The 20,232-nt window shown below is 59.9% G+C and carries 19 protein-coding genes; 9 read left to right on the top strand and 10 right to left on the bottom strand.

The window, feature by feature from the left end:
• The first annotated feature begins 51 nt into the window (after window positions 1-51).
• The 3 genes from ACWIKB_RS29215 to ACWIKB_RS29205 all read left to right on the top strand — a co-directional run bounded on the left by ACWIKB_RS29215 (window position 52) and on the right by ACWIKB_RS29205 (window position 2,116).
• Complete coding sequence (locus ACWIKB_RS29215) at window positions 52-348, top strand: DUF1244 domain-containing protein (RefSeq protein WP_017336573.1); 297 nt, start codon at window positions 52-54, stop codon at window positions 346-348.
• Window positions 341-679: a HopJ type III effector protein gene (locus ACWIKB_RS29210; protein ID WP_475270984.1), complete on the top strand. Its 339-nt coding sequence runs from the start codon at window positions 341-343 to the stop codon at window positions 677-679. Before ACWIKB_RS29215 ends, ACWIKB_RS29210 begins: the two co-directional genes overlap by 8 nt.
• A 186-nt stretch (window positions 680-865) precedes the next feature.
• A complete protein-coding gene (locus ACWIKB_RS29205; protein WP_475270983.1) occupies window positions 866-2,116 on the top strand; it encodes a 2-aminoadipate transaminase in 1,251 nt (416 codons plus the stop codon).
• 163 nt (window positions 2,117-2,279) lie between these two features.
• Here the strand turns inward: ACWIKB_RS29205 and trxB are convergent, their stop codons facing one another.
• Complete coding sequence (gene trxB / locus ACWIKB_RS29200; RefSeq protein WP_475270982.1) at window positions 2,280-3,242, bottom strand: thioredoxin-disulfide reductase; 963 nt, start codon at window positions 3,240-3,242, stop codon at window positions 2,280-2,282.
• A 315-nt stretch (window positions 3,243-3,557) separates the two neighbouring features.
• On the opposite strand from trxB, the gene cysZ reads away from it, so the two are divergent.
• The gene (gene cysZ, locus ACWIKB_RS29195; protein WP_475270981.1) at window positions 3,558-4,319 is read left to right on the top strand and encodes a sulfate transporter CysZ; all 762 of its coding nucleotides are present in this window, start codon (window positions 3,558-3,560) and stop codon (window positions 4,317-4,319) included.
• A gap of 29 nt (window positions 4,320-4,348) precedes the next feature.
• Window positions 4,349-5,560, top strand: coding sequence for a glycosyltransferase family 4 protein (locus ACWIKB_RS29190; protein WP_475270980.1), 1,212 nt, complete (start codon window positions 4,349-4,351; stop codon window positions 5,558-5,560).
• An 89-nt stretch (window positions 5,561-5,649) separates the two neighbouring features.
• Here the strand turns inward: ACWIKB_RS29190 and ACWIKB_RS29185 are convergent, their stop codons facing one another.
• The 3 genes from ACWIKB_RS29185 to ACWIKB_RS29175 form a co-directional block, all read right to left on the bottom strand.
• Window positions 5,650-6,753, bottom strand: coding sequence for an NADH:flavin oxidoreductase (locus ACWIKB_RS29185; protein ID WP_054049862.1), 1,104 nt, complete (start codon window positions 6,751-6,753; stop codon window positions 5,650-5,652).
• Window positions 6,754-6,963: 210 nt separating this feature from the next.
• A complete protein-coding gene (locus ACWIKB_RS29180) occupies window positions 6,964-7,446 on the bottom strand; it encodes a glutathione peroxidase (protein ID WP_475270979.1) in 483 nt (160 codons plus the stop codon).
• A 121-nt stretch (window positions 7,447-7,567) separates the two neighbouring features.
• Window positions 7,568-8,053 carry an FKBP-type peptidyl-prolyl cis-trans isomerase gene (locus ACWIKB_RS29175; RefSeq protein WP_145252538.1) on the bottom strand — a complete coding sequence of 162 codons (486 nt, stop codon included), beginning with the start codon at window positions 8,051-8,053 and terminating at the stop codon, window positions 7,568-7,570.
• Between ACWIKB_RS29175 and ACWIKB_RS29170 the strand changes: the two genes are divergently transcribed.
• The 3 genes from ACWIKB_RS29170 (at window position 8,022) to ACWIKB_RS29160 (ending at window position 11,576) form a co-directional block, all read left to right on the top strand.
• Window positions 8,022-8,360, top strand: coding sequence for a DUF3565 domain-containing protein (locus ACWIKB_RS29170; RefSeq protein ID WP_475270978.1), 339 nt, complete (start codon window positions 8,022-8,024; stop codon window positions 8,358-8,360). The genes ACWIKB_RS29175 and ACWIKB_RS29170 overlap by 32 nt on opposite strands.
• 210 nt (window positions 8,361-8,570) lie before the next feature.
• Complete coding sequence (pta, locus tag ACWIKB_RS29165; RefSeq protein WP_475270977.1) at window positions 8,571-10,670, top strand: phosphate acetyltransferase; 2,100 nt, start codon at window positions 8,571-8,573, stop codon at window positions 10,668-10,670.
• Window positions 10,671-11,576: an acyltransferase gene (locus ACWIKB_RS29160; protein WP_475270976.1), complete on the top strand. Its 906-nt coding sequence runs from the start codon at window positions 10,671-10,673 to the stop codon at window positions 11,574-11,576. It begins immediately after the preceding gene.
• 168 nt (window positions 11,577-11,744) lie between these two features.
• Here ACWIKB_RS29160 and cysN read toward each other — a convergent pair whose 3' ends face one another.
• The 3 genes from cysN to ACWIKB_RS29145 all read right to left on the bottom strand — a co-directional run bounded on the left by cysN (window position 11,745) and on the right by ACWIKB_RS29145 (window position 15,577).
• On the bottom strand, window positions 11,745-13,643 hold the full coding sequence (gene cysN, locus ACWIKB_RS29155; RefSeq protein ID WP_475270975.1) for a sulfate adenylyltransferase subunit CysN: 1,899 nt from the start codon (window positions 13,641-13,643) through the stop codon (window positions 11,745-11,747).
• A 9-nt stretch (window positions 13,644-13,652) separates the two neighbouring features.
• Window positions 13,653-14,570 (bottom strand): sulfate adenylyltransferase subunit CysD, encoded by a 918-nt coding sequence (gene cysD, locus ACWIKB_RS29150; protein ID WP_054049875.1) that lies wholly within the window; start codon window positions 14,568-14,570, stop codon window positions 13,653-13,655.
• 248 nt (window positions 14,571-14,818) lie between these two features.
• Complete coding sequence (locus ACWIKB_RS29145) at window positions 14,819-15,577, bottom strand: Nif3-like dinuclear metal center hexameric protein (protein ID WP_054616127.1); 759 nt, start codon at window positions 15,575-15,577, stop codon at window positions 14,819-14,821.
• 102 nt (window positions 15,578-15,679) lie between these two features.
• Between ACWIKB_RS29145 and algW the strand changes: the two genes are divergently transcribed.
• A complete protein-coding gene (gene algW / locus ACWIKB_RS29140; protein ID WP_054049878.1) occupies window positions 15,680-16,834 on the top strand; it encodes a Do family serine endopeptidase AlgW in 1,155 nt (384 codons plus the stop codon).
• A 123-nt stretch (window positions 16,835-16,957) separates the two neighbouring features.
• On the opposite strand, the gene hisC is transcribed toward algW, so the two are convergent.
• The 3 genes from hisC to hisG all read right to left on the bottom strand — a co-directional run bounded on the left by hisC (window position 16,958) and on the right by hisG (window position 20,100).
• Entirely contained in the window at window positions 16,958-18,010 is a 1,053-nt protein-coding gene (gene hisC / locus ACWIKB_RS29135) for a histidinol-phosphate transaminase (protein ID WP_475270974.1), read from the bottom strand.
• A 2-nt stretch (window positions 18,011-18,012) separates the two neighbouring features.
• Window positions 18,013-19,338, bottom strand: coding sequence for a histidinol dehydrogenase (hisD, locus tag ACWIKB_RS29130; protein ID WP_475270973.1), 1,326 nt, complete (start codon window positions 19,336-19,338; stop codon window positions 18,013-18,015).
• A 126-nt stretch (window positions 19,339-19,464) separates the two neighbouring features.
• Window positions 19,465-20,100: an ATP phosphoribosyltransferase gene (hisG, locus tag ACWIKB_RS29125; RefSeq protein ID WP_092273233.1), complete on the bottom strand. Its 636-nt coding sequence runs from the start codon at window positions 20,098-20,100 to the stop codon at window positions 19,465-19,467.
• Between the last annotated feature and the right edge of the window lie 132 nt (window positions 20,101-20,232).

The raw sequence follows: 20,232 nt of genomic DNA, 5'->3' as shown, positions 1-20,232 counted from the left end.
CTCGTCAGGCTTTTATCATCCGCGCCACGATTCGATAGCACAGGGCCTGCCATGAACGATCAACAACGCCTGGAACTTGAAGCCGCCGCCTTTCGCCGGCTGGTCGCCCATCTGGACAGCCGCAAGGACGTGCAGAACATCGACCTGATGAACCTCTCGGGTTTCTGCCGCAACTGCCTGTCCAAGTGGTACAAGGCCGCCGCCGACGAACGCCAGATCGAGGTCAGCCTCGACGACGCCCGCGAAGTGGTTTACGGCATGCCGTACGCCGAATGGAAAGCCCAATACCAGCAAGAAGCCAGCGCCGAACAACAAGCGGCGTTTGCCAAAGGAAAACCTAATGAGTGATTTGAACACCCTGCGCGCCAGCCTTAACAGCGGCGAGCACCTTTTCGCCGACACCCTGGCCTTCATCGCCGCCGGTTACGACTACCAGCCACAGGCCTTCAACAACGGTGGCGTGGAAAACGCCGCCGGGCAGAACGAAGGTTCCTGCAAGACGTTGGGTCTGGCGCTGCTGGAAGGCTTGAGCGATGAAGAAGCGCTGCTGGCGTTTGGCGAACATTACCGTTCGGTAGTAGCGACGCCTGAAGGCAGCGACCACGGCAATATCCGCGCGCTGATCGCGCATGGTCTGGCCGGCGTGAAATTCACCCAGCAACCGCTGACCCGCCGCTAACCGCTTTTTCTGTAGGAGCGAGGCTTGCCCGCGAAGGCCATCTCAAGACCGCCATCGCCGGCAAGCCGTGCCCCTACAACACATCCCGACTTTTAAGATTGACCCGGCGACTTTATTTCGTTTGCCGGTGCCCCCTGCTCACGGCTTAGATAAAAAGAAGCATCCCTTCTTCTGAGTCAGGTATCCATGAGCAGCGAAACCATCAGCCAGTCGATCAACGTCGTCCATCCCGTCACGCTCAGCCACGGCAAAAACGCCGAGGTGTGGGATATCGAGGGCAAACGCTACATCGATTTCGTCGGCGGCATCGGCGTGCTGAACCTCGGCCATTGCCACCCGCGCATTGTCGAAGCGATTCGCGAACAAGCCACCCGGCTGACCCATTACGCGTTCAACGCAGCCCCGCACACGCCCTACCTCGAACTGATGGATCGCCTGACCGCGTTCATTCCGGTGGGCTACCCGGTCAGCGGCATGCTCACCAACAGTGGCGCAGAAGCGGCGGAAAACGCGCTGAAGATCGTCCGTGGCGCCACCGGCCGCACGGCTGTCATCGCATTTGACGGTGCCTTCCACGGCCGAACCCTGGCCACCCTCAACCTCAATGGCAAAGTCGCGCCCTACAAACAGAAAGTCGGCGTGCTGCCGGGCCCGGTGTATCACCTGCCTTTTCCAAGCAAGGACAACGACGTGACCTGCGTCGAAGCGCTGAAGGCCATGGACCGGTTGTTCAGTGTCGAGATCGACGTCAATGACGTGGCGTGTTTCATCGTCGAACCGGTGCAAGGCGAAGCGGGTTTCCTGGCGCTGGACGTGGAATTCGCCCAAGCGTTGCGACGCTTCTGCGATGAGAAAAAGATCCTGCTGATCGCCGATGAAATCCAGTCCGGCTTCGGCCGCACCGGCGAACGTTTTGCCTTCTCGCGACTGGGCATTGAACCCGACCTGATCCTGCTCGCTAAAAGCATCGCCGGCGGTGTGCCGCTGGGTGCGGTAGTCGGGCGCAAATCGCTGCTAGACACGTTGCCCAAGGGCGGACTGGGCGGCACCTATTCAGGCAACCCAATTGCTTGCGCTGCAGCACTGGCAACTCTGGATGAGATGACCGATGCGAACCTGCACGCCTGGGGTTCGCAGCAGGAAGAAGCCATTGTCAGCCGCTACGAAGCCTGGCGTGCCAGTAAACTTTCGCCATATCTGGGCCGCCTGACCGGCGTCGGGGCGATGCGCGGTATTGAGCTGGCTCATGCCGACGGCTCCCCGGCGTCGGCGCAATTGACTCAACTGCTGGCCCAGGCCCGGGATGCGGGCTTGCTGCTGATGCCCAGCGGCAAGTCGCGAAATATCATTCGGCTGTTGGCGCCACTGACCACCGAAGCCAGTGTGTTGGAAGAAGGCCTGGACATCTTCGAGGCGTGCCTGAAAAAACTGACCTGACCACACATCCCCTGTAGGAGCTGCCGCAGGCTGCGATCTTTTGACTTCGCTCTAAAAGGTCAAGGTCAAAAGATCGCAGCCTGCGGCAGCTCCTACAGGGTTCAGCGCATTTGTCGCGGGCACAAAAAAACCGGCCGAGGCCGGTTTTTTCATTGCTGCGAAATCAGAACTTGGCGTTCTGCAGATCGTCGAGGTAACGCTCGGCGTCCAGTGCCGCCATGCAACCGGCGCCGGCGGAGGTGATCGCTTGACGGTAAACGTGGTCAGCCACGTCACCGGCGGCGAAGATGCCTTCGAGGTTGGTTGCAGTAGCGTTGCCTTCACGGCCGCCGTGCACCACCAGGTAGCCGTCTTTCAACGTCAGCTGACCTTCGAACAACGAAGTGTTCGGGGTGTGGCCGATGGCGATGAACACGCCGTCGACTTTCAGCTCGTCGAAGCTGCCGTCGTTGTTCTTCAGGCGAGCACCGGTCACGCCCATGTTGTCGCCCAGGACTTCGTCCAGGTTCGAGTTCAACTTGAGGATAATCTTGCCTTCGGCAACCCGGGCATTCAGCTTGTCGATCAGGATCTTCTCGGCGCGGAAAGTTTCGCGGCGATGGACCAGGGTCACGGTGCTGGCGATGTTGGCCAGGTACAGCGCTTCTTCCACAGCGGTGTTACCGCCACCGACCACAGCCACTGGCTTGTTGCGGTAGAAGAAACCGTCGCAGGTTGCGCAGGCCGACACGCCTTTGCCCATGAACGCTTCTTCCGACGGCAGGCCCAGGTAACGAGCGCTGGCGCCGGTGGCGATGATCAGGGCGTCGCAGGTGTAAGTGGCGCTGTCGCCGGTCAGGGTGTACGGCTTGGCAGCGAAGTCCACGGCATTGATGTGATCGAACACGATCTCGGTTTCAAAGCGCTCGGCGTGCTCTTTCATCCGCTCCATCAGCGCCGGACCGGTCAGGCCGTGAACGTCGCCCGGCCAGTTGTCGACTTCGGTGGTGGTGGTCAGTTGACCGCCGGCCTGCATGCCAGTGATCAGCAGTGGCTTGAGGTTGGCACGGGCGGCATACACCGCGGCGCTGTAACCGGCAGGGCCGGAACCAAGAATAATCACTCGCGAATGACGGACTTCAGACATGACCTGCTCCTGTTGACCGGCCCGAAATACCTGGCGCGGAACGCCGGGTTGCCGGCGGGAATAAAAAAGGACTGTTGAAAGCACTTGGGGAAGGCTTGAGCTCGACAGTCCTGTAAAAAGAATGGGTGCAGCGTATCGAGGGGGCGAAGATTAAGGAAATACGGTTTAACAATCCAGCTCATAGGCGGTCTCTATCCCGTCACGGTTATTTTATAGACGCCTTTGTTACAGTGAATGTCGATCCCGCTGCCGCGCTTTCACCCGCCCGGCAAAGCCGGTAAGGTCGGCGCGTTTACCCTCTGCTCGGAGCACGCTATGCCCGCCCCTGTTCTGTCCGGCCCGCAATACCTGCGCGAAGGCCTCAAACTGGTCCTGAGCCCGGGCCTGCGTTTGTTCGTGTTGTTGCCGCTGGCGATCAACCTAGTGCTGTTCGTCGGATTGATTTACCTCGCTGGGCATCAATTCAGTCTGTGGGTCGACACACTGATGCCGTCCCTGCCCGACTGGCTGAGTTTCCTTAGTTATATTCTGTGGCCGATTTTCGTGGTGCTGGTGGTGCTGATGGTGTTCTTCACCTTCACCATGCTGGCCAACGTCATCGCCGCGCCGTTCAACGGCTTCCTCGCGGAGAAAGTCGAAGTGGTGGTGCGCGGCACCGATGACTTCCCGACATTCAGTTGGGGCGAACTGATCGAAATGATCCCCCGCACCCTGGCCCGGGAAATGCGCAAACTCGGCTACTTTCTACCGCGTGCCATCGGGCTGTTCATCCTCTCGTTCATCCCGGTGGTGAACATCATCGCTGCGCCGCTGTGGCTACTGTTCGGCGTATGGATGATGGCCATCCAGTACATCGACTACCCGGCGGACAACCACAAACTCGGCTGGAACGAAATGCTCGCCTGGCTGCGCCAGAAGCGCTGGCAGAGCATGAGTTTCGGCGGGATCGTGTACCTGGTGTTGCTGATTCCAGTAGTCAACATCCTGATGATGCCGGCGGCTGTGGCCGGGGCAACGCTGTTCTGGGTGCGTGAGCGTGGCGCTGAAAACCTGGTGCCCCAGCGCGCGGCGTCATAAATCCATCATCGCAATGACACAATGACGACATGGCCTCAGCTGACACTGAGGTCATGACGACAGCTCTGCATATCACTCTGATCACCGAAACCTTCCCTCCGGAAATCAACGGCGTGGCCAATACCCTTGGCCGCTTGTGCGACGGTTTGCGCGCGCGCGGGCATCAAGTGGAGCTGATACGACCGCGTCAGGGCTGTGATCGGCAATTGGGCAGTGATGATGCGTTGCTGCTGTGTCGCGGCTGGCCGCTGCCGGGTTATCCCGGATTGCAGTGGGGTCAGTCGTCGATGCACAAATTGCTGCGACGCTGGAAACGCCATCGCCCCGACGTGCTGTACATCGCCACCGAAGGGCCGCTCGGTCTGTCGGCTTTGCGCGCCGCTCGACGTCTGGGAATTTCAGTGGTCAGCGGCTTTCACACTAATTTCCAACAGTACTCGAGCCAATATGGGCTCGGTCTGCTGACACGCCTGCTCACTCATTATCTGCGCTGGTTTCACAACCGCTCGACCCTGACCCTGGTGCCCAGCGTCAGCCAGCGGCTGGAGCTGGAACGTCGGCAGTTCGAGCGTTTGGCGCTGTTGTCCCGAGGCGTCGACAGCCAATTGTTTCACCCGGCCAAACGCTTGAATGCGCTGCGTGAGCAATGGGGATTGGCGGACGATGACGTTGCTGTGATCCATGTCGGTCGCCTGGCACCGGAGAAGAATCTGGGATTGCTCAAACGCAGCTTCGAAACGTTAAAGGAGACTTATCCACAGCGAAACTTGAAGCTGATCGTGGTCGGCGACGGACCGTTGCGGATGGCCCTGGAGAAGGAATTGCCGGAGGCGATTTTCTGCGGTTCACAACGCGGCGAAGCCTTGGCCAGTCACTATGCGTCAGGGGATGTGTTTCTGTTTCCGAGCATGACCGAAACCTTCGGCAATGTGGTGCTCGAGGCGCTGGCCTCGGGGTTGGGCGTGGTGGCGTACGATCTGGCGGCGGCGGGTCAGCACATTCGCCACGGCTATAACGGCGTGTTGGCGATGCCGGGGGATGAAGAGGCGTTTTGCGATGCGGCGCGCTGGTTGCTGGAGGAAAGGGAAACCTTGCGTTGCATGCGGCTGAATGCGCGTCAGCATGCGAGTCGCCAGGGTTGGGCAGCGATTATCGAGCAGTTTGAGGGGCAGTTGCGCGGGGCTTGCCTTGTTCCTTGTGGCGAGGGGGCTTGCCCCCGTCCGGCTGCGAAGCAGTCGTAAATTCAGCGCATGCGGAGTTTCTGAAGAACTGCGAGTTCGGGTTTCAGGGCCGCTTCGCGGCCCAACGGGGGCAAGCCCCCTCGCCACAGTTAAACCAGCGTCATCAACGCCTCACGACTGAACGGCAGGATGTCTTCCTCACGACCATCACGCACCTTCTGCGCCCAGTCCGGGTCCACCAGCAACGCACGACCTACCGCCACCAGATCAAACTCATCGTTGTTCAAACGCTCCAGCAGTTTTTCCAGGCTGGCCGGTTGGGCGATTTTGTCGGTGTTGACCATGAATTGCAGGAACTCGCCGTCCAGGCCCACGCTGCCCACGGTGATGGTTGGCTTGCCGGTGAGCTTGCGGGTCCAGCCTGCCAGGTTCAGTTCGGAACCGTCGAACTCCGGCTCCCAGAAACGTCGCGTCGAGCAGTGGAAAATATCCACACCCGCGTCGGACAACGGCTTGAGGAACTCACCCAAGGCTTCCGGCGTTTGCACCAGGCGCGCGGTGTAATCCTGCTGCTTCCACTGGGAGAAACGGAAGATGATCGGGAAACCTTCGCCCACCGCCGCGCGCACGGCTTGAATCAATTCAATGGCGAAACGCGAACGGTTGGCCAGGCTGCCGCCGTATTCGTCGGTGCGCTGATTGGTGCCTTCCCAGAAAAACTGGTCTACCAGATAGCCGTGGGCGCCGTGGATTTCCACGCCGTCCATGCCGATGCTTTGCGCGTCTTTGGCAGACTGGGCGAAGGCGGCGATCACGTCCTGGATATCTTGCTTAGTCATGCCGTGAACCACGACCTGACCGTCCTTGAGTTTTTCCGACGGGCCGTAACCTGGAACGCTGGCGTCCGGCTCGGTGCCGATACGACGCACACTGCCCACATGCCACAGTTGCGGAACGATCTTGCCGCCTTCGGCGTGCACCGCGTCGACAACTTTCTTCCAGCCGGCCAGCGCCGCTTCACCGTAAAAATGCGGCACGTTCGGGTAACCGTTAGAGGCCTTGTGCCCAACGGTGGTGCCTTCAGTGATGATCAGGCCTACGCCGGCAGCGGCGCGGCGACGGTAGTACTCGATAACTTTGGAATTGGGTACTCCGCCCGGGGAAAAGGAGCGGGTCATCGGCGCCATGACGACGCGGGTCGGCAGTTCGAGGGTGCCGAGGTGGAACGGTTTGAACAAGGCTTTGACGGGCATGGGACGCTCCACGAGGAAATGACTTTATGACGGCGATAATATGGAGAGTTGCCAGCCTTGAACAGCACTATTGATTTGGGTGATTAAGGATCAAAAGATAGATGAACCGTAGGAGCGAAGCTTGCTCGCGAAGGCGTCAGGTCAGTCGCTATCAATGTTGAAGACACGACGCCTTCGCGGGCAAGCCTCGCTCCTACAGGTACAGGGGAATCAGCTCAGCGCTTTTTCAATCGCATGGATGATCGTCGGATCATCCGGTGCCGTGCGTGGCGAAAACCGCGCCAGAACGCGTCCGTCTTTACCCAGCAGGAATTTCTCGAAGTTCCAGGTGATGTCCCCTGGAAACTCCGCGCCCTCGCCCGCCAGCAAACGGTACAACTGATGACGTTCATGACCGTTGACTTCCAGCTTGCTGGACAACGGAAAAGTCACGCCATAGTTGAGGCTGCAGAATTCCTGGATCTCTTGCTCGGTGCCCGGTTCCTGCCCGGCAAACTGGTTGCACGGCAGGCCCAGCACGCTGAAGCCTTTACCTTTGTATTGCTGGTAGAGGTTTTCCAGTGCCGCGTACTGTGGGGTCAAACCACATTTGGAGGCAACGTTGACCACCAGCACGACGTGCCCCTTGAAGGGCGCCAGAGGTAGCTCCTGACCATCCAGGGCTGTCAATTTAAGGTCGTGGAAAGCACTCATGACGAACTCCAAATTCCCGTGTTCTTCTCGAAACAGCCACTCGACGGTGCCGCCAGGGACAGCCGCGGACTAAAAAGGCGCCCTCGGGCGCCTCTCCAGTTCTCTGAGCTTAGCGCAGAAATCAGTGGTGATGGCCACCTTCGCCATGGACGTGACCATGAGCGATTTCTTCCTGGCTGGCGTCACGGATGTCGACGATCTTGACCTGGAAATTCAGGCGCTGACCGGCCAACGGGTGGTTGCCGTCGACGGTGACATCGTCGCCGTCCAGATCGCGGATGGTGACGATCTGCATCTGGCCGTCCGGCGCGGAAGCGTGGAACTGCATGCCCACTTCCAGTTCGTCGACGCCTTCGAACATGCTGCGGCTCAGGGTGCTGACCAGTTCGGCAGCGTATTCGCCGTAAGCATCTTCAGGTTCTACGGCAACGGTCAGTTCGTCACCGACGGTTTTGCCTTCCAGGGCTTTTTCCAGGCCCGGGATGATGTTACCTGCGCCTTGCAGGTAGACCAGCGGCGCGCCGCCGGCGGAGCTGTCGATGACCTCACCAGCGTCGTTGGTCAGGGTATAGTCGATGGAGACAGCCTTATTGGCGGCGATCAGCATGGGGCGAGACCTTTTGCAGAAGAATATAGAAAGAACGAGTTTAGCGAAGCAATCGCCCGAAAGCGAACACAACCCGGACAGACGGATTGAGATGAAACCCTCAACGGTCACAGGTTTTCACCAGGACGAGGATGGACATTGGGTGGCTGAGCTTTCCTGTGGCCATACCCAACACCTGCGCCATCAGCCGCCCTGGCAATCCCGGGCCTGGGTCCTGGACCCGGCGCAACGTATTGAAAAAATAGGCCAGCCCTTTGCTTGCGGTTGGTGCGCACAAGGCTCGGTTAGCGATAACCTTGGCGACTGAATTTCGGTAGACGACCAGTCATAGGCCGTCACCTGGCGGCCCGTACGGCCTTTGCGTCAGATCAAATTCGGATGCCTGGAATCCGGCGCTGCGACGAGTCATAGCTCGCTATGGGGAGGAGCAGCAACGCAGGATATGGATTTCAGGCGCCAAATTTGACTGACAGCAAAGGCCACACGGGCCGCCCACATGCACCTCCAGAGAATCCGCATGCAAACTTTTTTTATCGCGCCCACCGATTTTGGTGTGGGTCTGACCTCCATCAGCCTCGGGCTGGTGCGTACCCTTGAGCGAGCCGGGCTGAAAGTCGGCTTTTTCAAACCGATTGCCCAGCCCCATCCGGGCGACACCGGCCCTGAGCGCTCCACCGAACTGGTGGCGCGCACCCACGGCCTCAAGCCGCCGCAACCGCTGGGTCTGGCTCATGTCGAGCGCATGCTCGGTGACGGTCAGCTGGATGAATTGCTCGAAGAAATCATCACCCTGTATCAGCAGGCGGCCGTCGGTAAAGATGTGCTGATTGTTGAAGGCATGGTCCCGACCCGCAGCGCCAGTTACGCCGCGCGGGTCAATCTGCACTTGGCCAAAAGCCTCGACGCCGAAGTGATCCTGGTCTCGGCACCGGAAAACGAAGTGCTGACCGAGCTGTCCGGCCGGGTGGAATTGCAGGCGCAGTTATTCGGCGGGCCGAAAGACCCGAAAGTCCTCGGCGTGATCCTCAACAAGGTCAAGACCGACGAAAGCATGGAGGCCTTCGCCTCACGCTTGAAGGAACACTCGCCGTTGCTGCGCAGTGGCGACTTCCGCTTGCTGGGCTGCATTCCGTTCCAGCCGGAACTGAACGCCCCGCGCACCCGCGATGTGGCCGACCTGATGGGCGCGCAGATTCTCAATGCCGGTGACTACGAAACCCGGCGCATGACCAAAATCATCATCTGCGCCCGCACCATGCGTAACACCGTGGAGCTGCTCAAGCCCGGTGTGCTGGTGGTGACCCCGGGTGATCGCGACGACATCATCCTCGCTGTCAGCCTCGCCGCCATGAACGGCGTGCCCCTGGCCGGCCTGTTGCTGACCAGCGACACCCTGCCCGACCCTCGGATCATGGACCTCTGTCGCGGCGCCTTGCAGGCGGGCCTGCCAGTGTTGTCGGTGAGCACCGGCTCCTACGACACCGCCAACCAGTTGAATGGACTGAACAAGGAAATCCCGATCGACGACCGCGAGCGAGCGGAGATCATCACCGACTTCGTCGCCAGTCACCTCGACGCCAAGTGGCTGCATCAGCGCTGCGGCACGCCAAGGGAAATGCGCCTGTCGCCGGCGGTGTTCCGTTATCAATTGATTCAGCGCGCCCAGGCTGCCAACAAGCGCATCGTGTTGCCCGAAGGCAGCGAGCCGCTGACTGTGCAAGCCGCCGCGATCTGCCAGGCCCGTGGCATCGCCCGTTGCGTGTTGCTGGCCAAACCGGAAGATGTTGAAGCCGTGGCCCGCGCCCAAGGTATCGAGTTGCCGCCGGGGCTGGAGATTCTTGACCCGGACCTGATTCGCGGCAATTACATCGAGCCAATGGTGGCCCTGCGCAAAAGCAAAAGCCTCAACGCGCCGATGGCCGAGCAACAACTGGAAGACACCGTGGTGATCGGCACCATGATGCTGGCGCTGGATGAAGTCGATGGCCTGGTGTCCGGGGTCATTCACTCCACCGCCAACACCATCCGCCCGGCCCTGCAACTGATCAAGACTGCGCCGGGCTGCACCCTGGTGTCGTCTGTGTTCTTCATGTTGTTCCCGGAAGAAGTGCTGGTCTACGGCGATTGCGTGATGAACCCGCACCCGAGTGCCAGCGAACTGGCCGAGATCGCGCTGCAAAGTGCCGACTCGGCCGCAGCATTTGGCATCACTCCACGTGTGGCGATGATCAGCTACTCCAGCGGTGAATCCGCCAGTGGCGAAGAAGTCGAGAAGGTCCGCGAAGCGACGTTGCTCGCCCACGAACAACAGAACTCGCTACTGATCGACGGCCCGTTGCAGTACGACGCCGCCGCCAACGAAACCGTGGCCAAGCAATTGGCGCCGAACAGTCAGGTCGCCGGTCGCGCCACGGTGTTCGTGTTCCCCGACCTGAATACCGGCAACACCACCCACAAAGCCGTGCAACGCAGCGCCGATTGCGTGAGCCTCGGCCCGATGTTGCAAGGCCTGCGCAAGCCGGTGAACGACCTGCCGCGCGGCGCGCAAGTCGACGACATCGTCTACACCATCGCGCTGACCGCGATCCAAGCTGCCAACCGACCTCTGGACCTTTAAATGTTGCAATTCCTACCTGCACCCGTGCGTGGCGTGATCGCCTCGCTGCTGTTGGCACTGAACACGATTTTGCTGTGCTCGTTTCTGTTCATAGTGGCGCTGTTCAAAGTGCTGCCCTTCGCCCTCACCCAGCGTTTCACCCGCTGGCTGATGGGCCATACCCACGAAGCCTGGATCAGCAATAACAAGGCCTGGATGAACCTGGTCTGTCGCACCCGCTGGCACCTCAGTGGTCTTCAAGGGCTGGACTATAAGCACTCGTACCTGATCACCAGCAACCACCAGAGCTGGGTCGACATTATGGTGCTGCAATACGTGCTCAACCGGCGCATCCAGCCGTTGAAGTTCTTTCTTAAACAAGAGCTGATTTGGGTCCCGGTGATTGGCCTGGCGTGGTGGGCGCTCGGCTTCCCGTTCATGAAACGCTACTCCAAGGCCTACCTGGAAAAGCACCCGGAGAAGAAAGGCAAAGACCTGGAAACCACCCGCAAGACCTGCGACAAGTTTCGCAACAACCCGGTGGGGATTTTCAACTTCGTCGAAGGCACGCGCTTCACCGAGGGCAAGCACGCCCAGCAGAAATCGCCGTTCAAGTACTTGCTCAAGCCCAAGGCCGGTGGCATTGCGTTTGTGCTGGATGCGATGGGTGAGCAGTTGGAGTCCATCGTCAACGTGACCATTCACTACCCTGCTGGCCGTCCTGGGTATTGGGATTTGCTTTGCGGGAACGTGAAGGATGTGGTGGTGCATTTTCAGGAGCTGAAGATACCGCCGCAGTTCATTGGCAAGAATTACGACCAGGATGGCGAGTATCGATTGCAGTTTCAGGGCTGGATCAATCAGCTATGGGAAGACAAGGATGCGTTGCTGGGGCAGATGCATCGCGAATACCCAGGCAAACACTGATCCCCTGTGGGAGCGGGCTTGCTCGCGAAAGCGGTGTGTCAGTCGACAACAATGTTGAATGTCAGTCCGTATTCGCGAGCAAGCCCGCTCCCACATTGGAAAATCACCGGACACAAAAAAACCCGCCGATGATCACTCATCGGCGGGTTTTTTATGAGCAGCTAACGCTTAGATCGCGCCACGCTGACGCAGCAGATCCAGCACTTGCTTGACGCTTTCTTCCAGCGACAGCGACTGGGTATCGACCACAAGGTCGGCGTCCAGCGGCACGTCATACGGGAAGGAATCGCCCGGGATGTTGTCCCCGGCCGCCGCGTACAGACCTTGCGGATCACGCTCGGCGCAGACCGCTGGCGAGGCCTGGACGTAGACCGTCAGCAGACGTTCCTTGCCGATCAGGTCCTTGGCTTGCTCGCGACCTTCGGCGCTTGGCGCAACAAATGCCGCCAGCGTCAGCAAACCGGCTTCGTTGAACTGACGTGCAACGTGCGCCGCACGACGCCAGTTCTCGGTACGCCCGGAACGATCCTGCGGCAGACCTTTGTTCAGGTCATGACGCAGGTTCTGGCCATCCAGTACAAACACCGCACGGCCCATGTCGAACAACTTGCGTTCAACCGCGTAAGCCAGGGTGCTTTTGCCTGCACCGGACAAGCCGCTGAACAATACGGTAGCCGGTTGCTGGCCGAAGCGCTGGGCGCGTTCTTCGGTAGCGACGTGCGCCAGTTTGCCATGGTGCGCACTGCCACCATGAGCCAATGGCTGAGCGATGATCATGCCCGCCGCAACGGTGCCGTTGGTCAAGCGATCGATAACGATGAACGAACCGGTGGTGCGGTTGCTCGCGTAGCCGTCCAGTGCGATGGCAGCGTCGAGGCTGACCTTGACCCGACCGATCTCGTTCAGGTTCAGCGAACTGGCCGGACCTTCTTCCAGAGTGTTCACGTCAACGCGGTTGACGATGCTGGTGATCGAACCCGGCACGTAGGACGTGGCGCGTTTGATGTCGTATTTCTTGCCCGGCAGCATCGGTTCTTCGGCCATCCACACCAGCATGGCGTCGAAGGCGTCAGTCACTTGCGGCAGGTTGTCGGCGTGCACCAGCAAATCGCCGCGAGAGATATCGATCTCGTCTTCCATGGTCAGCGTTACTGCCTGACCCGGACCTGCGTGCTCCAACTCACCTTCGAAGGTGACGATGGATTTCACGCGGCTGCTCTTACCCGACGGCAGCACCACGACTTCGTCGCCCTTGTGCACGATGCCGCTGGCCAGGGTGCCGGCGAAACCACGGAAGTTCAGGTTCGGACGGTTGACGTACTGCACCGGGAAACGCAGGTCGGTGTAGTTGCGGTCGTTGGCGATCTCGACGGTTTCGAGAATTTCCATCAGCGACTGGCCGGTGTACCACGGCGAGCGCTCGGACTTGTTCACCACGTTGTCGCCCTTCAGGGCTGACATCGGCACGAACGCCATGGTGGTCGGCTTGAACGCGATGCCTTCGGCAAACTTCAGGTAATCGGCCTTGATCGACTCGAACACGCTTTCATCGAAGCCATTGAGGTCCATCTTGTTGATGGCGACCACGATGTGTTTGATGCCGAGCAACGAGGCAATGAAGCTGTGGCGACGGGTCTGGGTCTGCACGCCGTAACGGGCATCCACCAGGATGATCGCCAGGTCACAAGTGGACGCACCGGTGGCCATGTTGCGGGTGTACTGCTCATGGCCCGGGGTGTCGGCGATGATGAATTTGCGCTTGGCGGTGGAGAAATAGCGGTAAGCGACATCAATGGTGATGCCCTGCTCCCGTTCGGCCTGCAGGCCGTCGACCAGCAAAGCCAGGTCGATATCCTCGCCGGTGGTGCCGACTTTTTTCGAGTCGCGGGTGATGGCTTCCAGGTGATCTTCGTAGATCATTTTGGAGTCGTGCAGCAGGCGCCCAATCAGGGTGCTCTTGCCGTCGTCGACGTTGCCACAGGTCAGAAAGCGCAGCATTTCCTTGCGTTCGTGCTGGCCCAGGTAGGCGAGGATGTCCTCGCTGATCAAATCAGATACGTGCGACATGACAACCCCTTAGAAATAACCCTGACGTTTCTTTTCTTCCATCGAGCCTGCGCCATCGTGGTCGATGACCCGGCCCTGGCGTTCGGAAGTTCGCGTCAGGAGCATTTCCTGAATGATGTCGGTCAGGCTGGTGGCCTCGGACTCGACCGCACCGGTCAACGGGTAGTCGCCCAGCGTACGGAAACGGACCTTTTTCTTGACGATGCGCGCCTTGTCTTCGTCGCTCAGGTGATTGAGCAGGCGTTCGTCGTCGATCATGATCCAGGTGCCGTTCATCTCGATAACGTCGCGCTCGGCGGCGAAATACAGCGGCACGATCGGAATGCCTTCGAGGTAGATGTACTGCCAGATATCCAGCTCGGTCCAGTTCGACAATGGGAACACACGAATGGATTCGCCCTTGTTGACGTTGCCGTTGTAGACGTTCCACAACTCTGGACGCTGGTTTTTCGGGTCCCAGCGGTGCTTGGTATCGCGGAAGGAATACACGCGCTCTTTGGCACGGGACTTCTCTTCATCGCGGCGGGCACCACCGAAAGCGGCGTCGAAACCATACTTATCGAGGGCCTGTTTCAGGCCTTCGGTTTTCATGATGTCGGTGTGTTTGGCACTGCCGTGGGTCAGCGGGTTGATACCCTGCGCGACGCCATCGGGGTTGACGTGGACGATCAGGTCCAGGCCGAGTTCTTCGACCATGCGGTCGCGGAATGCGTACATTTCCTGGAACTTCCACCGGGTGTCGACGTGCATCACCGGGAACGGCAGTTTGCCCGGGAAGAATGCCTTGCGCGCAAGGTGCAGCATCACGGCGGAGTCTTTACCAACGGAGTACAGCATCACCGGGTTATCGAACTCGGCGGCGACCTCGCGGATGATGTGGATGCTTTCGGCCTCCAGCTGTTTCAGATGCGTCAGTTTGTCGACCATGGCTACTCACGAAAACGATCTTATGGACGGCCAGCGGGCCGTGTTCGAGCGGGGAATCCTAGCACAGCGGCCCTCTTCTAATCAGGACGCCAACTAGATCGAAAGGGTATATGAATATACCCCCTCGTTTGGGCTATGGCCCTTGTAGGAGCGAGGCTTGCCCGCGAAGAACGATAACGCGGTTTACCTGAGGCACCATGTAATCGTTCTTCGCGGGCAAGCCTCGCTCCTACAGAGGGACAACGATGTCAGATCGGGTTCGGACAATCGATGAAGATGTGTTCCAGGGCAAACCGGCGCGCCAGGTAGTCGCCCAAGGCCTGAACCCCGTAGCGCTCGGTAGCGTGATGACCGGCAGCAATAAAGCTGATGTCGTTTTCCCGGGCGCTGTGGAAGGTCTGCTCGGACGCTTCGCCGCTGAGGTACAGATCGACACCCGCTAAAACAGCCTGATCGATATAGCCCTGACCACCACCGGTGCACCAGCCAACGCGACGAATCATCTCGCTGCCTTCAATCAGCAACGGCTCGCGCCCCATGACTTCCTGCACGCGACGGGCAAAGTCCCGGGGGCTCATCGGTTCGCTCAACGAGCCGACCAGTCCGACGACTTTCAGGTTGTCAGGGTCCAGCGGGCCTTCGACAGTGATGTCCAACTGACGCGCAAGCTGCACGTTGTTGCCAACATCCGGGTGCAAGTCCAGCGGCAAGTGATAAGACAGCAGACTGATGTCGTGCTTGAGCAGGGTTTTCAGGCGGCGCTGCTTCATGCCGGTGATGCACGGGTTCTCGCCCTTCCAGAAATAGCCGTGATGCACCAGCACCAGATCGGCCTTGGCCTCGACCGCCGCGTCCAACAACGCCTGGCTGGCGGTGACGCCGCTGACGATGCGCATCACCTGCGGACGACCTTCGACCTGCAAGCCATTCGGGCAGTAGTCGGCAATCTTTGAACTGTTAAGGTAACGGTCGGCTTCTTCGACCAGGGTGCTCAAGGCGACGGCCATAAAAGACTCCTAAATATCCCGTTCAGAGGCGCGCTCGCCTCGTATAATGCGCGACATTATGGGCGGTCTCATACCACCTGCAACCTTTCCAGGACTTGCTTAATGCTTAAGGCGCTGCGTTTTTCCGGCTGGCCGCTGTTGGCCGGCGTGCTTATCGCTCTGTTGATAATCCAGCGTTACCCGCAGTGGGTCGGGCTTCCGAGCCTCGACGTCAATCTTCAACAAGCTCCGCAAACCACCAGCGTGCAACAGGGACCGGTGTCCTATGCCGATGCCGTGGTCATCGCCGCGCCGGCGGTGGTCAATCTGTACACCACCAAAGTCATCAATAAACCGAACCATCCGCTGTTCGAAGACCCGCAGTTCCGCCGCTTCTTTGGCGACAATTCGCCCAAGCAGAAGCGCATGGAGTCGAGCCTGGGTTCCGGCGTGATCATGAGCCCGGAAGGTTACATCCTGACCAACAACCACGTGACCACTGGCGCCGACCAGATTGTCGTGGCACTCAAGGATGGCCGTGAAACCCTGGCCCGAGTGATCGGCAGCGACCCGGAAACCGATCTCGCGGTTTTGAAAATCGACCTGAAGACCCTGCCGGCGATCACCATCGGCCGTTCCGACAACATCCGCATCGGCGACGTCGCGCTGGCCATCGGCAACCCGTTCGGCGTCGGCCAGACCGTGACCATGGGCATCATCAGCGCCACTGGGCGTAATCAACTGGGCCTGAACAACTACGAAGATTTCATCCAGACCGACGCCGCAATCAACCCTGGCAACTCCGGTGGTGCACTGGTGGATGCCAACGGCAACCTGACCGGCATCAACACTGCAATCTTCTCCAAATCCGGTGGCTCTCAAGGCATTGGTTTCGCGATCCCGGTCAAACTGGCGATGGAAGTAATGAAGTCGATCATCGAACACGGCCAGGTGATTCGTGGCTGGCTCGGGATTGAAGTGCAGCCGCTGACCCAGGAACTGGCTGAATCGTTCGGCTTGTCCGGGCGTCCGGGGATTGTGGTGGCGGGGATTTTCCGTGACGGTCCGGCACAGAAGGCCGGCCTGCAATTGGGCGACGTGATCCTCAGTATCGATGGCGAACCGGCCGGTGATGGCCGCCGCTCGATGAACCAGGTGGCGCGGATCAAACCGACCGACAAGGTCACGATCCAGGTGATGCGTAACGGCAAGGAGCTCAAGCTGAGCGCCGAGATTGGCCTGCGTCCGCCACCGGCGCCGGTCAAGGAAGAAGAGTAAGCACCACCACAAACCAATGTGGGAGCGGGCTTGCTCGCGAAAGCGGTATGTCAGTCACATCATTGCTGGATGTGCTGCCGTCTTCGCGAGCAAGCCCGCTCCCACATTGGGTTCCGTGGTGTGTTAGAGGTCGCCGAGGCCGTCGATCAGTGCCTGGTTTTGCTCTGGCGTGCCGATGGAGATTCGCAGGAACTGGGCAATCCGCTCCTGCTTGAAGTGCCGAACGATCACACCCTGCTCACGCAACTTCGCCGCCAGCCCTGCCGCATCGTGCTGCGGATGCCGGGCAAAAATGAAGTTGGCCGCCGACGGCAGCACTTCAAAGCCCTTCGCTTCCAACTGCGCGACAACCTTCTCGCGATTCTCGATGACCAGGCGGCAAGTCTTGTCGAAGTATTCGCGATCTTCGAACGCTGCCGCTGCCCCGACATTCGCCAGACGATCCAGCGGGTAGGAGTTGAAGCTGTTCTTGATCCGCTCCAGCGCTTCGATCAGGTCCGGATGCCCCACCGCCAGACCGACCCGCAGGCCCGCCAGGGAGCGGGACTTGGACAGGGTCTGGGTCACCAGCAGGTTCGGGTAACGGTCCACCAGGCTGATTGCGGTTTCGCCGCCGAAGTCGATATAGGCTTCATCGACGACCACCACCGAATCAGGGCTGGCCTTGAGGATTTGCTCAACGGCGTCCAGCGCCAACAGGCAACCGGTCGGGGCGTTCGGGTTCGGGAAAATGATCCCGCCGTTTGGCTTGCCGTAGTCCGCCGGGTTGATCTGGAACTGCGCATCCAGCGGCACCGCGTCGAACGCAATGCCGTACAACCCGCAGTAGACCGGGTAGAAGCTGTAGCTGATGTCCGGGAACAACACCGGATTGTCGTGTTGCAACAAGCCGTGAAAAATGTGCGCAAGGACTTCATCGGAACCGTTGCCGAGGAATACCTGATTGCTCTGTACGCCGTAGTACTTGGCCACGGCGCTCTTCAGCAGATCGCTGTTCGGGTCCGGGTACAGACGCAGGTTGTCGTTCAGTTCGGTCTGCATCGCGGCCAAGGCTTTGGGCGACGGGCCGTAGGGGTTTTCATTGGTGTTGAGCTTCACCAGTTTCGCCAGCTTCGGCTGCTCGCCCGGTACGTAAGGCACCAGATCCTTGACAAACGGGCTCCAGAATTTACTCATCTTCATTTCCCCTTTTGATCGTCAACGATGCGGTATTCGGCGCTACGGGCGTGAGCGGTCAGCGACTCGCCACGGGCCAGCACGGACGCGGTCTTGCCCAGTTCGGAAGCACCCTGCTCGGAGCAGAAGATGATCGACGAGCGTTTCTGGAAGTCATACACACCCAGCGGCGAAGAGAAACGCGCGGTGCCGGAGGTCGGCAACACGTGGTTCGGCCCGGCGCAGTAATCGCCCAGGGCTTCGGAGGTATGGCGGCCCATGAAGATCGCGCCGGCGTGACGGATCTGCGGCAACCAGGCTTGCGGGTCAGCGACCGACAATTCCAGGTGCTCCGGCGCAATACGGTTGGCCACTTCGATGGCTTGTTCCATGTCACGCACGAGGATCAAGGCGCCACGGCCGTTGATCGAGGTTTCGATGATCTCGGCGCGTTCCATGGTCGGCAGCAGTTTGGTGATGCTCGCGGCGACCTTGTCGAGGAACTCGGCGTCCGGGCTGACCAGAATCGCTTGGGCGTCTTCGTCGTGCTCGGCCTGGGAGAACAGGTCCATGGCGATCCAGTCCGGATCGGTCTGGCCGTCGCACACCACGAGGATTTCCGACGGGCCGGCAATCATGTCGATACCGACCTGGCCGAACACGTGGCGCTTGGCGGTGGCGACATAGATGTTGCCCGGGCCGACAACCTTGTCGACCTTCGGCACGCTTTCAGTGCCGTAAGCCAGCGCCGCTACCGCTTGCGCGCCGCCGATGGTGAACACCCGGTCCACGCCAGCGATGCAGGCCGCGGCCAGCACCAGTTCATTGAGTTCGCCGCGCGGGGTCGGCACGACCATGACCACTTCGGTCACGCCGGCCACTTTGGCCGGAATCGCATTCATAAGCACCGACGACGGGTACGACGCCTTGCCGCCCGGCACGTACAAACCAGCGCGATCAAGCGGCGTGACCTTCTGGCCCAGCACCGTGCCATCGGCTTCGGTGTAGCTCCAGGAATCCTGCTTTTGTTTCTCGTGGTAGCTGCGCACCCGGGCCGCGGCTTTTTCCAGGGCTTCGCGCTGGGGCATGGTGATGCGGGTCAGGGCCAGTTCCAGGCGTTCGCGCGGCAGAATCAGGTCCGCCATGGACGCGACTTGCAGGCCATCGAACTTCTGGGTGAATTCCACCAGCGCCGCATCGCCACGCTCGCGCACAGCCTTGATGATGTCCAGCACCCGCTGATTGACCGAGTCGTCAGACACACTTTCCCAGCTCAGCAGATGATCCAGATGATGCGCGAAATCCGGGTCAGCAGCGTTGAGTCGGCGAATTGCAGTCGGTGCGGTCATAGCGAGAGCCTCATAGGAATGGCAAAAACTCAGGCGCCCTAACTTAGCAGTCGTTTCCGCTTGGGCACCTGAGAATTCTGGCTATGAGGCGGATAGACGGGCGCGACTTAACGTCGCGCAGGTGAATCAGCCGCGGTGTCGAGACTCCACTGCCTTGCGCAGGGTGTCGATCAACGCCTGGATACGGGCGTGCTGCATTTTCATCGAAGCTTTGTTGACGATCAGCCGGGAGCTGATGTCAGCGATGAAATCCTGTGGCTCCAGGCCATTGGCCCGCAGCGTATTGCCGGTGTCGACCACGTCGATGATCTTGTCGGCCAGACCGATCAGCGGCGCCAGCTCCATCGAGCCGTAAAGCTTGATGATATCGACCTGACGACCCTGCTCGGCGTAGTAACGCTTGGCAACGTTGACGAACTTGGTGGCGACGCGCAGGCGGCCCTTGGGCTCGATGGCACCGACCTTGCCGGCAGTCATCAACTTGCACAGGGCGATTCGCAGGTCCAGTGGCTCGTAGAGACCCTGGCCGCCATATTCCATCAGCACATCTTTACCGGCGACGCCCAGGTCCGCGGCACCATGCTCGACATAAGTCGGCACGTCGGTGGCGCGCACGATCAGCAGACGTACGTCAGGCTGGGTCGTGGGGATGATCAGCTTGCGGCTCTTGTCCGGATTCTCGGTCGGCACGATGCCCGCTTCAGCCAGAAGCGGCAGGGTGTCGTCAAGGATGCGGCCCTTGGACAGTGCGATGGTCAACATGGGAAACGTCAGTCCTTATCAAGGTACTCATGCCCGGTCGCAAACGGCGCCGGACACACATCGAGGCCATCACAGCCTCGATGAAGCAAATCAGTTAACAGCAAACTGTGGCGAGGGAGCTTGCTCCCGCTG

It is taken from the genome of Pseudomonas sp. 5Vm1k, assembly GCF_056161485.1.
The sequence above is the reverse complement of the archived record's forward strand: the minus strand, read 5'-3'. Positions and strand labels throughout refer to the sequence as shown.

Excerpts from the sequence above, each read along its gene's own strand:
- ACWIKB_RS29215 (WP_017336573.1), top strand. The coding sequence starts at position 52 with ATGAACGATCAACAACGCCTGGAACTTGAAGCCGCCGCCTTTCGCCGG.
- ACWIKB_RS29210 (WP_475270984.1), top strand. The coding sequence starts at position 341 with ATGAGTGATTTGAACACCCTGCGCGCCAGCCTTAACAGCGGCGAGCAC.
- ACWIKB_RS29205 (WP_475270983.1), top strand. The coding sequence starts at position 866 with ATGAGCAGCGAAACCATCAGCCAGTCGATCAACGTCGTCCATCCCGTC.
- trxB (WP_475270982.1), bottom strand. The coding sequence starts at position 3,242 with ATGTCTGAAGTCCGTCATTCGCGAGTGATTATTCTTGGTTCCGGCCCT.
- cysZ (WP_475270981.1), top strand. The coding sequence starts at position 3,558 with ATGCCCGCCCCTGTTCTGTCCGGCCCGCAATACCTGCGCGAAGGCCTC.
- ACWIKB_RS29190 (WP_475270980.1), top strand. The coding sequence starts at position 4,349 with ATGGCCTCAGCTGACACTGAGGTCATGACGACAGCTCTGCATATCACT.
- ACWIKB_RS29185 (WP_054049862.1), bottom strand. The coding sequence starts at position 6,753 with ATGCCCGTCAAAGCCTTGTTCAAACCGTTCCACCTCGGCACCCTCGAA.
- ACWIKB_RS29180 (WP_475270979.1), bottom strand. The coding sequence starts at position 7,446 with ATGAGTGCTTTCCACGACCTTAAATTGACAGCCCTGGATGGTCAGGAG.
- ACWIKB_RS29170 (WP_475270978.1), top strand. The coding sequence starts at position 8,022 with ATGGAGACAGCCTTATTGGCGGCGATCAGCATGGGGCGAGACCTTTTG.
- ACWIKB_RS29175 (WP_145252538.1), bottom strand. The coding sequence starts at position 8,053 with ATGCTGATCGCCGCCAATAAGGCTGTCTCCATCGACTATACCCTGACC.
- pta (WP_475270977.1), top strand. The coding sequence starts at position 8,571 with ATGCAAACTTTTTTTATCGCGCCCACCGATTTTGGTGTGGGTCTGACC.
- ACWIKB_RS29160 (WP_475270976.1), top strand. The coding sequence starts at position 10,671 with ATGTTGCAATTCCTACCTGCACCCGTGCGTGGCGTGATCGCCTCGCTG.
- cysN (WP_475270975.1), bottom strand. The coding sequence starts at position 13,643 with ATGTCGCACGTATCTGATTTGATCAGCGAGGACATCCTCGCCTACCTG.
- cysD (WP_054049875.1), bottom strand. The coding sequence starts at position 14,570 with ATGGTCGACAAACTGACGCATCTGAAACAGCTGGAGGCCGAAAGCATC.
- ACWIKB_RS29145 (WP_054616127.1), bottom strand. The coding sequence starts at position 15,577 with ATGGCCGTCGCCTTGAGCACCCTGGTCGAAGAAGCCGACCGTTACCTT.
- algW (WP_054049878.1), top strand. The coding sequence starts at position 15,680 with ATGCTTAAGGCGCTGCGTTTTTCCGGCTGGCCGCTGTTGGCCGGCGTG.
- hisC (WP_475270974.1), bottom strand. The coding sequence starts at position 18,010 with ATGAGTAAATTCTGGAGCCCGTTTGTCAAGGATCTGGTGCCTTACGTA.
- hisD (WP_475270973.1), bottom strand. The coding sequence starts at position 19,338 with ATGACCGCACCGACTGCAATTCGCCGACTCAACGCTGCTGACCCGGAT.
- hisG (WP_092273233.1), bottom strand. The coding sequence starts at position 20,100 with ATGTTGACCATCGCACTGTCCAAGGGCCGCATCCTTGACGACACCCTG.